This is a genomic window from Enterococcus malodoratus (assembly GCF_027659535.1).
In the GTDB taxonomy this organism is placed as follows: domain Bacteria; phylum Bacillota; class Bacilli; order Lactobacillales; family Enterococcaceae; genus Enterococcus_A; species Enterococcus_A malodoratus.
In genome coordinates this window covers 189,987-204,133 of the sequence record NZ_JAQDPG010000003.1, presented here as the reverse complement: position 1 = coordinate 204,133, position 14,147 = coordinate 189,987, and the positions used below count along the sequence as shown (strand labels likewise).

Sequence of the window (14,147 nt, the reverse complement as noted above, 5' to 3'; positions counted from 1 at the left end):
AAGCCTTTTAAATCAACGTTTTCCCGACCATATTTTTTTGAAAAAGCTTTCTTTTTATACTTGACACATGAGTGACCATTCATATATAATATACATGAAGAAACATTCATATGTAATTTAGAGAGAAGGGTATCTCATGGAAAAAGTATATCGGTTAGATGGGTTAGATTGCGCGAATTGCGCAGCCAAAATTGAACGTTCGGTCCAACAAATCAAAGGTGTGGAGCAAGCACAGGTCGATTTTATGAGCACCAAGCTCACGATCGTCGCACCAGAAAAGGAAATTGAACGAATCAGCGGCGAAGCGAAAGAGATCGTGAATAAATTGGAACCAGATGTTGAAGTCAATAGTGTCCAGACAGAGAAAGTGGAAGAAAGCTCGAAAGGCAAGATCATTCAGATTGCAGTGGCAATTATCGCGTTAGGGCTGCTGGCTATCTTTACACCGGCAATGCCATGGAAAATGATCGCGTATTTGATTTTGTACTTATGGATTGGTTACGACGTATTGAAGACCGCCATTACCAATATTTTTCATGGGGAGATCTTCGATGAAAACTTTTTGATGGCGATTGCGACGGTAGGAGCGATTGCGATTGGGGAATATCCAGAGGCCGTAGCCGTGATGCTGTTTTATCAAGTTGGTGAATTCTTCCAAGATTACGCAGTGGCGAAATCGAGAAAATCTATTAGTTCCTTATTAGCCATTCGGCCCGATTCAGCCAACTTGATTCAAAACGGCGAAGTTAAGAAGGTTGCGCCGGAAACGATCAACGTCGGCGATCGCATTTTGATTAAGCCAGGTGAGAAGGTTCCGTTGGACGGAATCGTTAAAGAAGGAAACTCGATGCTGGATACCTCGGCATTAACTGGTGAATCCGTTCCTCGCAGTATTCATCCAGATGAGCAGATTCTTAGCGGCTTCATTAATCAAAGCGGTCAATTAACCGTTGAAGTCACAACCACTTTTGGTGAATCAACCGTCAGCAAGATTTTAGATTTAGTCGAAAATGCCAGCAGTAAGAAAGCGCCGGCTGAAAACTTTATCACTAGTTTTGCTCGTTACTATACGCCGATCGTTGTTGGGTTGGCCGTCTTGTTAGCAGTTGTTCCGCCGCTTGTAACTGGCGAACCATTCTATGATTGGGTCTACCGGGCTTTGACTTTCTTAGTGATCTCATGCCCTTGTGCCTTGGTTATTTCTGTTCCGTTGAGCTTCTTCGGCGGGATCGGCGGTGCAAGCAAAGCAGGTGTGTTGATTAAAGGAAGCAACTATATTGAAACCTTAGCCAATGTGGAAACCTTGGTCTTCGATAAAACAGGAACGTTGACAAAGGGCGTCTTTGAAGTTCAGAAGGTTGAAACAACAATCGACCAAAATGATTTTCTACGTTATGTAGCTAGTGCAGAACAAAGTTCCAGTCATCCGATCGCGCAATCGATCGTTAACTATGTAGATCAACCGTTGTCGGCAGTCAGTCAACTAGAAGAAATTGCTGGATTTGGGATTTCTGTTGAAATTGAAGGGCATCATTTCTTAGTCGGAAATGAAAAACTGTTAGCTAAATATGACATTCCATTCCAAGCGGTCAATGAGATAGGAACGATCGTCTATGTGGCAATGGATGGAAAATATATCGGCCATTTAGTGATCGCTGACGAGTTGAAAGATCATGTCGCTGATGCTTTGACGGAGGTGAAAAATCTTGGTGTCAAACGAACAGTGATGCTGACAGGAGACAATCGCGGAATCGCCGATGCCATAGGCAAGAAAATCGGGATCGATCAAGTGTACAGTGAATTGCTGCCGGAGGATAAGGTCACTCATTTAGAGGATGAATTAAAAGGCGGACAGAAAACCGCATTTGTTGGCGATGGCATGAACGATGCCCCAGTATTGGCACGAGCAGATGTCGGAATCGCTATGGGCGGACTTGGTTCCGATGCTGCGATTGAAGCGGCTGACGTGGTGATTATGGACGACCAGCCTGCTAAAATTCCAGTAGCGATTGGAATTGCTCGTAAAACAATGGGGATCGTTAAACAAAATATCGTCTTTGCAATCGGTGTGAAAGTTTTAGTATTGATTCTAGGTGCATTAGGATTTGCTACGATGTACGCGGCTGTCTTTGCTGATGTCGGCGTGACAGTGATCGCAGTCTTGAATGCGATGCGTTGCTTAAGAATAAAATAGTAATGAAAAGGATTTGCGGCAAGGCTTGCCGCAGGTCCTTTTTTGTTTCACCGCCTATGGAAAAATGACCTTTTAAAAGAAATAGACAATTTATTGACCATATTGGTTGACGAATGATGATTACAACTGTAAACTTAAAAATGTAGATTACAAATGTAAACGAAAGAGGTGAAGAAGATGTCGATGACAATTACGCCAATCAAGATCAGTGATTCGGAATGGGAAGTCATGCGGGTAATCTGGACACAAGAGTCCACTACCGCACAAGAAATTATCAATATTTTGGGACAAACGATGGACTGGAAACCGGCGACGATCAAAACACTGTTGGGCCGCTTGGTAAAAAAGGAAGCCGTTCGAACAGAGCAGTCCGGGAAAAAATATATTTATTATCCTGCGATCAGTGAAGGCGAAACAGTCAAAAGTGCAACGGAGAATTTATTTTCTCACATTTGTGCCAAACGGATCGGAGAAACAATCGCGGAGTTGGTAGCTGAAGCAGCGTTGACGGATGCAGATGTGGAATTGATCAAAGAGCAACTAGTTAATAAGAAGACAGTTGAAACAATCGAATGTAATTGTATTCCCGGTCAATGTGAATGCAATCATCATAAATAAAAAATATTAAGGGGCGGAATAACATGAAAAAACAATTTGCAATCAACGGAATGAGCTGTAACCACTGTGTGGCAAACGTAGAGAAAGCGATCGGTCAATTGGACGGAATCGATAAAGTGAAAATCAATTTGAAGAAAAACAATGGTGTCGTGAAATTCGATGAAGCAAAAGTATCAGCAGACCAAATTGCAGCGGCAGTGACCGAAGCAGGGTATGAAACTGAGGTGATTTAATTGGCAGAGGCAACAGTAGAAACATTCGCGATCACCGGCATGACCTGTGCCAACTGTTCAGCGCGGGTGGAAAAGGAACTCAAAGCGACTGACGGCGTGTTGGAAGCCAATGTCAACTTAGCGACAGAAAAGGCTACGGTTCAGTTTGATGAGTCTCTTACTGCGGATAATTTGATCCAACGGGTCGAAGCAATCGGTTATGGTGCGATTCTCTTTGATGAGGAACATAAGCAAAAAATCGAACAAGAAAAAGCAGCCTATCTTAAAAGGATGAAACGCGACTTGATTTTGAGTGCTATTTTAACCGCACCATTGATGATCGCCATGATTGCGATGTTGTTAGGCAGTCATGCGGGCTGGGTTCACTTCATTCACATACCGCTTGTACAACTGATTCTAGTTACACCTGTGCAGTTTGGTGTCGGGCTGCGGTTCTATCGTGGTGCCTATCATGCATTGAAAACGAAAGCACCGAATATGGATGTTTTGGTAGCAATGGGAACATCAGCGGCTTTCGCATTAAGTGTTTATAACGGCTTTTTCAATCCTCACAATTCGGACTTATATTTTGAAAGCAGCGGCATGATCATTACGTTGATTTTGTTGGGCAAGTATTTAGAGCAAAAGGCTAAAACAAAAACCAGTGATGCTATCAAACAATTGATGAGTCTGCAAGCCAAAACAGCGACAGTTATTCTTGCGGGTGAAGAAAAGCAAGTACCAATCGAAGACGTGCAGGTTGGCGATCTTTTGCGGGTTCGTCCAGGAGAACAGATTCCTGTCGACGGAAAGATTTTTAGTGGACAGACGACGATTGACGAGAGTATGTTGACAGGCGAGAGTTTGCCAGTAGACAAAAATGTCGAGGATCAAGTTTTTGGCGGAACGGTCAACACGACCGGCAGTATTCAATTCAACGCGACACAAGTCGGCAGCATGACGGTTCTTTCACGGATCATTCGAATGGTAGAAGATGCGCAAGGAGAAAAGGCACCGATTCAACAAATCGCGGATAAAATCTCAAAGATCTTTGTACCGACGGTTTTAGGGATCGCTTTGATTACCTTGATCGCGACCGGGTTATTGACCGGCGACTGGCAGCAAGCGATCGTTCATAGTGTTTCTGTTCTAGTGATTGCCTGTCCGTGCGCATTAGGTTTAGCGACACCAACAGCTATTATGGTAGGAACTGGTTTGGGTGCTAAGTCGGGTATTTTGATCAAAGGCGGCGGAGCGTTAGAAAAAATTGCTCATTTGACAACGGTCGTATTGGATAAAACCGGCACGATCACAGAAGGAAAACCAGTGGTGGCGGATTTTGAGGCATTTGATCCGCAGGCTTTGGCTTACTTGACGAGTTTGGAACAGCATTCAGAACATCCTTTGGCCAAAGCGATCTATCAATATGGGAAAGATCAGGCCGATATTTTGCCTGTTGAAAATTTTGAAAGTTTAACCGGACAAGGTGTCACCGGGATGATTGAAGGCAAGCAATACTTTGTTGGCTCAAAGCGCGGCTTGAAAGAGCGAAAAATTTCATTTGCTGAGGAACGTGTGTTAGCGTTAGAAGCAGAGGGGAAAACAGTGATGTTTTTGACCGACCAAGTAAATGTTCTTGCATTGATCTCGGTAACGGATCAAGTCAAGCAATCTTCTAAAGCGGCAATCGAAGCCTTGCATCAGTTAGGGCTTAAGGTGAAGATGCTGACTGGCGACAATCCCCAGACTGCCCGTTATATAGGCGCACAAGTTGGACTGCAAGCATCAGATATTGTTGCGGAAGTCTTACCTGAGGATAAAGCACAAGTTGTTAAAGAGCTACAAGCCAACGGCGAATCCGTAGGTATGGTTGGTGACGGAATCAATGATGCACCAGCACTAGCTTTAGCGGATATCGGCATCGCGATGGGCAGTGGAACGGATATTGCGATGGAGACAGCGGACATTACGTTGATGAACAGCGATCTCTTGTCGGTTGAAAAAAGTATTCGTTTATCCAAACTCACACTAAGAAAAATCAAACAAAATTTATTCTGGGCATTTTTATACAATGTGATCGGAATTCCATTTGCCGCATTCGGTTTCTTGAATCCAATCATTGCCGGTGGCGCGATGGCTTTTAGTTCGGTCAGTGTATTGCTGAACTCGCTCAGCTTAAATCAGAAAAAATTGTAAGCTCACTCTTTTCTTTTACGGAAGAAAAGTGAATTGTATCAAAATGAATTAGGAGGCGTTTGTAATGAAGCAAGGAGAACAAATGGATGAATCGATGGAGATGGATCACTCTCAGCATGAACATCATGAAATGAGCGGACACGACCATCACGATATGAATCACGGAATGAACGGGCATGATCATCATGAGATGGATCATGGAGGTATGGATCATTCGATGCATATGGGAAATTTCAAACAGAAGTTTTGGCTCTCGCTTGTTTTGTCGATCCCGATCATCGTTCTTTCACCGATGATGGGGATGCAACTGCCTTTCCAATTTACTTTTCCGGGTTCTGAATGGCTCGTATTGGTTTTAGCGACGATTCTTTTCATCTATGGTGGTCAGCCATTTTTGAGCGGCGCCAAAATGGAATTGAAAATGAAGAGCCCGGCGATGATGACCTTAATCGCAATGGGGATCTCGGTCGCCTATATTTATAGTTTGTATTCATTTATTGCTAACAAAGTGAATCCCCATGAACATGTGATGGATTTCTTCTGGGAATTGGCAACCTTGATTGTGATCATGCTGCTGGGACATTGGGTGGAAATGAACGCCGTTTCAAATGCTAGTAACGCATTGAAGAAGCTGGCCGAATTATTGCCTGATGAAGTTAATAAGATTGAAGCAGATGGTTCTACTAAACAAGTCAAATTGCAGGAAATCCATCGTGGCGATTTATTACTCGTTCGTGCAGGCGATAAGATGCCGACGGATGGCGAGATTACCGATGGTTCGACGATCGTAGACGAATCAGCGGTGACTGGCGAATCAAAAGGTGTCCAGAAAGCGGTTGGTGATTCTGTCATCGGAGGTTCCGTCAATGGTGATGGCACTATTCAGTTAAAGGTTACAGGCACTGGTGAAGACGGCTATTTAGCCAAAGTTATGACGATGGTAAAAGAAGCCCAACAGGAAAAATCAAAATTAGAATCAATTTCGGATAAAGTAGCGAAATGGCTGTTCTATATTGCATTGGCTGCCGGTATTTTAACCTTTATCGCTTGGCTGATCGTGGCGGATCTGCCGCAAGCATTGGATCGAATGGTAACAGTCTTCGTGATTGCTTGTCCGCATGCCTTGGGACTAGCGATTCCATTAGTTATCGCGCGTTCTACTTCTTTAGCGGCTAAAAATGGTTTGCTGTTGAAGAGCCGCCAAGCATTGGAACAAGGAAATCAATTGGATTATGTGTTCCTTGATAAGACCGGAACATTGACTGAAGGCAAGTTTACCGTGACTGGTGTGGAAGTTTTGGCTGACATGGACAAAGCTGATGCCTTGAAATATATTGGTGGTTTGGAAGCACAAACCAATCATCCATTGGCTGTCGGCGTCATGAACTACTTAAAAACTGAAGCGATCGATGCTTATCAAGCCCAAGATGTTTCGACCTTAAAGGGAATCGGTGTAAGCGGAACAGTTGAAGGTCATACAGTGATTTTAGCCAATCAAAAAGAGATCGAAAAACGTGGATTAAACTTTGATCAAGAAAAATTAAAGGATTATCAAGCACAAGGCAATACGATTTCCTTCCTATTAGTTGATGATCAATTAATTGCCTTCTTCGCAATGGGTGATACGTTAAAGGATCAAGCCCAAGACTTTATCAAGAACTTGCGTGATGCTGGGATTGAACCTGTGATGCTGACCGGGGACAATCAAGAGGCGGCAAAAGCAGTCGCAAATTATTTGAATATCACGGAGTTTTACAGCGAACTATTGCCGGATGATAAAGAAAAAATCATCAAAGACTATACCGATAAAGGGAAAAAGGTAATGATGGTCGGCGATGGAATCAACGATGCACCAGCGTTAGCCAGAGCGTCTATCGGAATGGCGATTGGTGCTGGAACGGATATCGCGATTGATTCGGCCGATGTCGTCTTAACCAACAGCAACTTGCAGGATATTTTGAAATTTGTTCGGTTAGCGAAAAGAACGCACCGTAAAATGATTCAAAATCTATGGTGGGGAGCAGGCTATAATATTTTGGCAATTCCATTAGCTGCCGGCGTCTTAGCACCGATTGGAATCCTTTTAAGCCCAGCAGTTGGCGCGATTTTAATGTCCTTAAGTACGATCATTGTAGCGATCAATGCGATGACTTTAAACGTCTGATATATTCAGACGTTTTTTTTTTCGGTAAAAAATTGAGAAAAAACTTTCTGTTAACTTGTGCTATTTTTGAATTAGAGGAAATTGCGATGAGCAGAAAAGAGGATTCCACGTATGATCTGGCGATTTATAACAATGAAAAAGTGTCAACGGCATTTGCAGTTGATTGAATTATTAAAAAAGGAACGCTACACGGTAGCTGAGTTGGCCAAACAGACCAAGGTGAGCAGAAGAACCATTTTACGATATCTAGATGAATTGCAGCGAAAGAAATATGTGACAAAGGACAACTATTGGCGAATCGATTGGCGTTATGAAACAAGTTATCTAGAACTTTGTCGAAAAATTTTATTTGAGGACCCGCATTTTCAGCTTTTTCGTCGATATCTTTGGGATTTGGGACCTGAAAAAATAAATTATACAAAGTTGAGGCAATTGAACAGGCAGTTGATTTGTTTAAACCTTTCAGCCAATCGGCGAACAGGCAGTTTGAGAGGAGAGCCAACGATAATTTTCCTGTTACAATTGCGCTATTTGAGAGATTTCTACTATTTTGATGAACAGGAGCTTTATCAGCAGTTGGATGAGTACTACGCAGAACGGGCAGCTTTTCCAGTAACAGAGAATCTATTTCCCGATCAGGAGATGGTAACGGCATTTACGAATGAATTTGGTCTGCAGACGGAGTTTGTTGAATTCTTTTTCTCCGACTATATTCGTTATCATTTTCGTGCCCGCTCAGATTTTTATCATTCACATCAAAAGCATCAAACGATTATTTATCAAGAGATTCAACAGGTGATTTCGATTATAGAAGAGACACGATCGTGGGAAATACATCTGATGAAAAAAATAGCGACGGCTCAATTATTCGAATTATTTTTTGGAATTCATCAAGGTCTTCCAGTTACATTCTTCAATCTAAAATGGAAGCAGGACGCCATTCCACCCCACTTTTATTTTCTAGGCAAGGAACTGAAACGAAGACTGCCTGTACTAAGTAATTGCCGGGTAGATGATTTGGCGGTTGCATTGAAAAATATTCTTCATGTCAGCTACAAAACAGCGTTATCGTTGAATCCTAATTTAAAAACTTCTTTAGTGATTCAAGAAGGCTATCAGGCATATTTTTCTTCTCATGAAGGAATCTAAGGTGTAGATTTTGCTTCAAGAAAGGTTATGCTATAATGGTGAAGACTACATTGGGGATGCCAGTTTACTAGTTTCACTTTCTACTTTTGTTGATTAGTAAAAAGGTATGTGGATAAAAACAGAATTTGGTTTTTTCCAATGAAAAAACTGAATTACATTAATATGAAGTAGGAGGAGAGCAGAGTGGGATTACGAAAATTAGATGTTCCGACATCTTCGATTACAGAAGTAAAAAAATCACCTATGGATGTTTTTGCTCAAGCTCGTAAAGCCGAGACCGGGGTTTATATTTTCAACCGTGAAAAAATTGCCGGTGTGATGCTGACAAAAGAACAATATGAAGCATTGGTGGAAGAACTAAATACATTGCGAGACACCTTGTACCAGCCAGTGGAACGAGAATTACCAGTTCCCGAAGAGTTGGAAGAACTAGCAACCGCATTAAGAACGACACTAGCCAAAGGGTCAGTTATTTCTGCGCGGTACTTAGATGAACGCATGGTTGCGACCGGCTTTATCACTAAAAAAACCGGATTCGGCGGTGTCACAGAAATGATGAAAGAGTTGGAGGATACTGGAAAAATTATCTATCAACTACGTCGCCGCGAACACAACAAAGTCATTTATGCAGAAATCCATGGCGAACCGCAAGAATTCCAACGCGGCTCCGCCGACAAGCTAATGATCCGAAAAGTGAATCTGATCGAACGATAGACAGTGCAAACTGTCTATTTTTGCGAGTTCAACTTTCGCAGTTTGCTCATGTATGAGAAGATATCTTAGTTATTCAGATATATTAAATTTACAAGATGTATAGTTGAATCGTATGCGCAGTGAAGATAGAACTCATTTTTCGGTAGAAAAATGAATCCCTTAAACTGAACTAGCTTTAAATAGCTCTACAATTCGCGTGATTAGAAAAATGATATGCGTACGAAAACTATAAGAATTTTGTCGAAGCAAAATTCTCACATTGCTAGTGAGTTAGCTGCGAGTTCAACTTTTTGCAGTTTGCTCATGTATGAGAAGATATCTTAGTTATTCAGATATATTAAATTTACAAGATATATAGTTGAATCGTATGCGCAGTGAAGATAGAACTCATTTTTCGTTAGAAAAATGAATCCCTTAAGATGAACTAGCTGTCGAACTTACCTCAATTAGCGTGACTAGAAAAATTCTCACACTACTAGCGAGCTAGCTGCGAGCTGCTCAAATCGCAAGATCTTTATAATTGCTTCAGCCTTCTTAAAATCCTCTTACTTTCGGCATGAATAATTGTCTGTGAACAGATGTTCGGTTATAATGAAAGAGAGAAATGACTACTAGTTAGAGGGGAGAGAGCAGGATGGCTGAGTTGGTTTTTCCTTTGAAAAATGATACGTCTAGAAAAATTATTCATATTGATATGGATGCTTTTTTTGCATCAGTCGAAGAACGTGATGATCCAGAGCTGGCGAAGCATCCTTTAGTGATTGCTCGCCACCCTTCAGATACTGGCGGCAAAGGCGTGGTGACAACGGCCAATTACAAAGCGCGAATCTATGGGATTCATTCGGCGATGAGTGCGCAAAAGGCCTATGAATTGTGTCCCCAGGCAATTTTTAAACCTGGCGATCATGAAAAATATAGCGCGGTCTCAAAGCAGGTGCGTGAAATTTTTCATCGCTATACGGATATTATCGAGCCGGTCTCTATTGATGAGGCGTATCTTGATGTGACGCAAAATAAAATTGATGCTCGTTCAGCAATAAAAATCGCTCGCTTGATCCAACAGGATATTTGGCAAGAGCTGCAGCTGACGTGTTCCGCTGGTGTCAGCTACAATAAATTTTTAGCTAAACTAGCCTCGGATTATCAAAAGCCGCAGGGGATGACATTGATTTCACCAGATGAAGCCGTCATTTTCTTGAAGCGTCTGCCCATTGAAAAATTTCATGGTATCGGAAAGAAGACCGTACCGAAAATGAATGATTTGGGGATTTTTACCGGAGCGGATCTGTATGATAAAAGTGAAATGTTTTTGATTCAAGAGTTTGGCAAGATGGGGTATTCTTTATACCGAAAGGTTCGCGGGATTCATGATTCACCAGTGAATATCACGCGTGAGCGGAAATCTGTCGGCAAAGAACATACGTATGGCCGGCCGTTATCGACAGAGGATGAGGTATTGAGTCAGCTGCGGCAGTTGGCGGAGAAAGTTGAAGGTTCGTTGAAGCGGGTGCAGAAGCATGGTAAGACTGTTGTGGTCAAGATTCGTTATGCTGATTACACGACGGTAACTCGGCGTGTGACGTTGCCTTATTACATAGAAAAGAAGGAAGAAATGTTTTCTCAAGCGAGTTTGATTTGGGAGGAGATCGGCGGCGTAGAAAAAGGGATCCGCTTGGTAGGTATTACCTTGACCAATCTAGATCCCGTTGCCTATGAAAATATTGTACTGCCATTATGGGAAGAGCGATCAAATTAGATCGCTCTTTTTGATTTGTTCAAAAGCTTTTTCTGAATCATGCAGGTTTTCCCAGATGACGACTTCACCTTGGGCTAAAGATTTTTTAACATCAATGATCCGTTGGTTGGCACTGCCGCGGAATTGCAGCATCAGGTTCTTTTGGCTAATTTCAAAGCGGCCATCAACGAGAATGTCGATCTTACTCAACATTTCAAGCTTATCTTCGCTGTCCTGCAGCAGCTCTTCGAAGGTGTAGCCGCTCCAAGACCAGATGTCTTTGCTGTCGCCGAACTCCGCATGAATCCGATCGATCACTCGTAAGCAGACTTGGGTATTCAAAAAGGGTTCGCCGCCCAAGAGGGTGATTCCTTGGACATAATCGTGGGCAGTATCAGCAATCAGCTGATCTTCTATTTCTTGAGTAAAAGGTTTGCCGTAATGGAAGTTTTGCGCCGCGGCGTTGAAGCAGCCTTCGCAAGCAAAGGGGCAGCCGCTGACATATAAACTATTGCGGACACCTTCACCATCGACAAAGTTAAAGGGTTTATAGTCGGCGATATATTGCTGGCTCAAATCACTTGCCAGCCATTCTTTTGGTTTAGGATTACGCATATTTTTCACCTTTCAAGTAAAACAGGGAGCGGCAAAGAGCGCCGTCCCTGTCAATCGTATTTCTGTTTGGCTTTACCAACACGCTTTACAAAAAGTTGAGCGGATTCGTGAAGTCTTTTTTATTTCATGTGTTTTACGCGCGAAGCGATTTCTTCGTGACGACCATGAACCATTGGACGTGCTTGAGGATTTCCTAAGTAGCCGCAAGTCCGTTTAACAACGTCACACGTTTTTGGATCGTGGTTGCCGCATTGCGGACATTCAAAGCCAAGTTTAGTTGGTTTGAAATCTCCTTCAAAGCCGCATTCATAACAGTGATCGATCGGTGTATTGGTGCCTAAGTAACCGATGCGGTCATAGCCGTAATCCCAAACAGCTTCCAATGATTTTGGATTTTGTTGAAGGACAGGGTATTCGCAGTAATGAATGAAACCGCCGGAACAATATTTAGGATAATCTTTTTCGAAGTCCAATTTTTCAAACGGTGTTGGGTTTTTACGAACATCGTAATGGAAACTATTTGTATAGTAGTCTTTGTCCGTAATGTTTTCAACAATCCCAAAACGTTCTGTATCTAAACGGCAGAAACGGTCAGTCAAACTTTCGCTTGGTGTTGAATAAACACTGAAGTGATAGCCGTATTCGTTGCCCCAAGTATCCGCATGTTCCTTTAAGTCTTTCATGATGTCGATAGTAAATTCTTTGGCTTCTGGGTTATTCTCCCATTCGCCGCCGTAAAAGGCACTAGCCACTTCGTAAAGACCGATATAGCCTAAAGAAATCGTTGCCCGTTTGTTTTTGAATAGTTCGTTGACTGAATCCGTCCGATTCAAACGTTTGCCGAAAGCCCCGTATTGATAAAGGATCGGCGCATTCGCCGGAGTTGCTTCTTTACAACGATCGATCCGGAAAACCAACGCGTCTTTAGCGATTTGCAGGCGTTCTTCCAACAATGACCAGAATTTTTCTTTGTTCCCGGCTGCTTCTAAAGCGATCCGCGGTAAGTTCAAGGTAACAACCCCAAGGTTCATACGGCCCGCGTTAACTTCTTCGCCATTTTCATCTTTCCAGCCTTGTAGGAATGAGCGACAGCCCATTGGTACTTTGAAGCTTCCAGTTAAATCAATCAATTTATCGTAATTCAAAATATCCGGATACATCCGTTTAGTTGCACATTCTAACGCTAATTCTTTGATGTCGTAGTTTGGATCTGTTGGTTCTAGGTTTGTACCGCGACGTAAGGTAAAGATTAGTTTAGGGAAGATCGCTGTCCGTTTTTCACTGCCTAGTCCTTCAATCCGAATTTGTAAAATCGCTTTTTGGATTTCACGTTCGAACCAATCCGTGCCAAGACCGAAACCTAAAGAGGTGAACGGTGTTTGACCATTTGAAGTGAACAATGTGTTGATTTCGTATTCTAAACTTTGCATCGCATCGTAAATATCTTTACGTGTTTTTTGTTTAGCGAAAGCTTTTTGTTTTTCAGGATTATCGATCCATTCTTCAGCGTCCTTTAAGTGTTTATCGTAATTTAGGCGCGCAAAAGGAGCTAATAGTTCGTCCGTACGATCCGCAGAACAGCCGCCGTATTGGCTTGATGCCACATTCGCGATGATCTGAGAAATCTGTGCAGTCGCAGTTTGAATTGATTTAGGGCTTTCTACTTCGGCATTCCCGATTTTAAAACCGTCGTTTAGCATCCCTTTGAAATCGATCAAACAGCAGTTAGTCATTGGTGTATATGGATGGTAGTCCAAATCATGATAATGGATGTCGCCTTTTTGATGGGCATTTGCGACATGCGGCGGCAACATTTTTAACCCGATGGATTTACCGACGATTCCGGCGGTCAAATCACGCTGTGTGTTAAAAACATCACTATCCTTATTCGCATTTTCATTAACGACGGTTTGATCCTTATTGATCAATTTCCCAATCGTAAAGTTGATATCAGTTGCTTTGCTGCGTTGGAAATCACGACGTGTCCGGTAATTGATATATTCCTCAGCCAATCCATATTCATTGTGTTCTAATAGGATATGCTCCACGATGTTTTGGATTTCATAAATTTTAATGTCGCTGGTGAAACGTTCTGAAATTTCTGCATCTACCCGTTCAACGATTGATTGGATACGTTCATGAGCCAATGGGTCGATTGATCCCTTAATTTTAGTTTCTGCTTTGATCAAGGCATCATAAATTTTTTGATCATCAAACGCTGTGTGACGACCATCACGTTTTACGACCTTAATATTTTTTAGCGACGGCTGATATTCGTTAATTAACGAATCCTTAGTATGGATTTCCATCATTACAAACACTCCATTTCCTTTAAAGTTCATTATCAATCATATAGTATTTCTGATGTGGTTGCAACGATATATGGTACTTATTTTTCGGCAAAAAAGAAAAACACACTATATATAGTGTGCTGGTTTACTGAAAGATAAAAGAAAGCTGATAAGGGCAAGCTTCCAAATAAGATAAAATAACTTAAAAATATTTTTCCAGAAAAGTGAAAAAAATGTAAGATTATTGAAGGTCGTTTCA

General features: G+C 42.1%; 10 protein-coding genes. 8 read left to right on the top strand and 2 right to left on the bottom strand.

Annotated features, from left to right (window positions below):
* The first annotated feature begins 136 nt into the window (after positions 1 to 136).
* The 8 genes from PGP85_RS06890 (at position 137) to dinB (ending at position 11,003) form a co-directional block, all read left to right on the top strand.
* Complete coding sequence (locus tag PGP85_RS06890; RefSeq protein WP_270326734.1) at positions 137 to 2,194, top strand: heavy metal translocating P-type ATPase; 2,058 nt, start codon at positions 137 to 139, stop codon at positions 2,192 to 2,194.
* Positions 2,195 to 2,371: 177 nt separating this feature from the next.
* Positions 2,372 to 2,812 carry a CopY/TcrY family copper transport repressor gene (locus tag PGP85_RS06885; RefSeq protein WP_010740774.1) on the top strand — a complete coding sequence of 147 codons (441 nt, stop codon included), beginning with the start codon at positions 2,372 to 2,374 and terminating at the stop codon, positions 2,810 to 2,812.
* Positions 2,813 to 2,835: 23 nt separating this feature from the next.
* Positions 2,836 to 3,045, top strand: a complete 210-nt coding sequence (gene copZ / locus PGP85_RS06880) for a copper chaperone CopZ (RefSeq protein WP_010740773.1) — start codon at positions 2,836 to 2,838, stop codon at positions 3,043 to 3,045.
* The gene (locus tag PGP85_RS06875) at positions 3,046 to 5,220 is read left to right on the top strand and encodes a heavy metal translocating P-type ATPase (RefSeq protein WP_270326733.1); all 2,175 of its coding nucleotides are present in this window, start codon (positions 3,046 to 3,048) and stop codon (positions 5,218 to 5,220) included.
* Positions 5,221 to 5,284: 64 nt separating this feature from the next.
* On the top strand, positions 5,285 to 7,384 hold the full coding sequence (locus tag PGP85_RS06870) for a heavy metal translocating P-type ATPase (protein WP_270326732.1): 2,100 nt from the start codon (positions 5,285 to 5,287) through the stop codon (positions 7,382 to 7,384).
* A 111-nt stretch (positions 7,385 to 7,495) separates the two neighbouring features.
* On the top strand, positions 7,496 to 8,533 hold the full coding sequence (locus PGP85_RS06865; protein ID WP_270326730.1) for an HTH domain-containing protein: 1,038 nt from the start codon (positions 7,496 to 7,498) through the stop codon (positions 8,531 to 8,533).
* Between the two features lie 183 nt (positions 8,534 to 8,716).
* On the top strand, positions 8,717 to 9,247 hold the full coding sequence (locus PGP85_RS06860; RefSeq protein WP_010740769.1) for a hypothetical protein: 531 nt from the start codon (positions 8,717 to 8,719) through the stop codon (positions 9,245 to 9,247).
* Positions 9,248 to 9,881: 634 nt separating this feature from the next.
* Positions 9,882 to 11,003 carry a DNA polymerase IV gene (gene dinB, locus PGP85_RS06855; protein WP_270326727.1) on the top strand — a complete coding sequence of 374 codons (1,122 nt, stop codon included), beginning with the start codon at positions 9,882 to 9,884 and terminating at the stop codon, positions 11,001 to 11,003.
* Here dinB and nrdG read toward each other — a convergent pair.
* Complete coding sequence (gene nrdG / locus PGP85_RS06850) at positions 10,995 to 11,597, bottom strand: anaerobic ribonucleoside-triphosphate reductase activating protein (RefSeq protein WP_251866759.1); 603 nt, start codon at positions 11,595 to 11,597, stop codon at positions 10,995 to 10,997. The two genes, dinB and nrdG, sit on opposite strands and share 9 nt — an antisense overlap.
* Positions 11,598 to 11,716: 119 nt before the next feature.
* A complete protein-coding gene (gene nrdD, locus PGP85_RS06845; protein WP_010740766.1) occupies positions 11,717 to 13,909 on the bottom strand; it encodes an anaerobic ribonucleoside-triphosphate reductase in 2,193 nt (730 codons plus the stop codon).
* Positions 13,910 to 14,147 lie beyond the last annotated feature (238 nt).

Bases quoted from the DNA above. Each gene is read 5' to 3' on its own strand.
- PGP85_RS06890 (WP_270326734.1), top strand. From the start codon at position 137: ATGGAAAAAGTATATCGGTTAGATGGGTTAGATTGCGCGAATTGCGCA.
- PGP85_RS06885 (WP_010740774.1), top strand. From the start codon at position 2,372: ATGTCGATGACAATTACGCCAATCAAGATCAGTGATTCGGAATGGGAA.
- copZ (WP_010740773.1), top strand. From the start codon at position 2,836: ATGAAAAAACAATTTGCAATCAACGGAATGAGCTGTAACCACTGTGTG.
- PGP85_RS06870 (WP_270326732.1), top strand. From the start codon at position 5,285: ATGAAGCAAGGAGAACAAATGGATGAATCGATGGAGATGGATCACTCT.
- PGP85_RS06865 (WP_270326730.1), top strand. From the start codon at position 7,496: ATGATCTGGCGATTTATAACAATGAAAAAGTGTCAACGGCATTTGCAG.
- dinB (WP_270326727.1), top strand. From the start codon at position 9,882: ATGGCTGAGTTGGTTTTTCCTTTGAAAAATGATACGTCTAGAAAAATT.
- nrdG (WP_251866759.1), bottom strand. From the start codon at position 11,597: ATGCGTAATCCTAAACCAAAAGAATGGCTGGCAAGTGATTTGAGCCAG.
- nrdD (WP_010740766.1), bottom strand. From the start codon at position 13,909: ATGATGGAAATCCATACTAAGGATTCGTTAATTAACGAATATCAGCCG.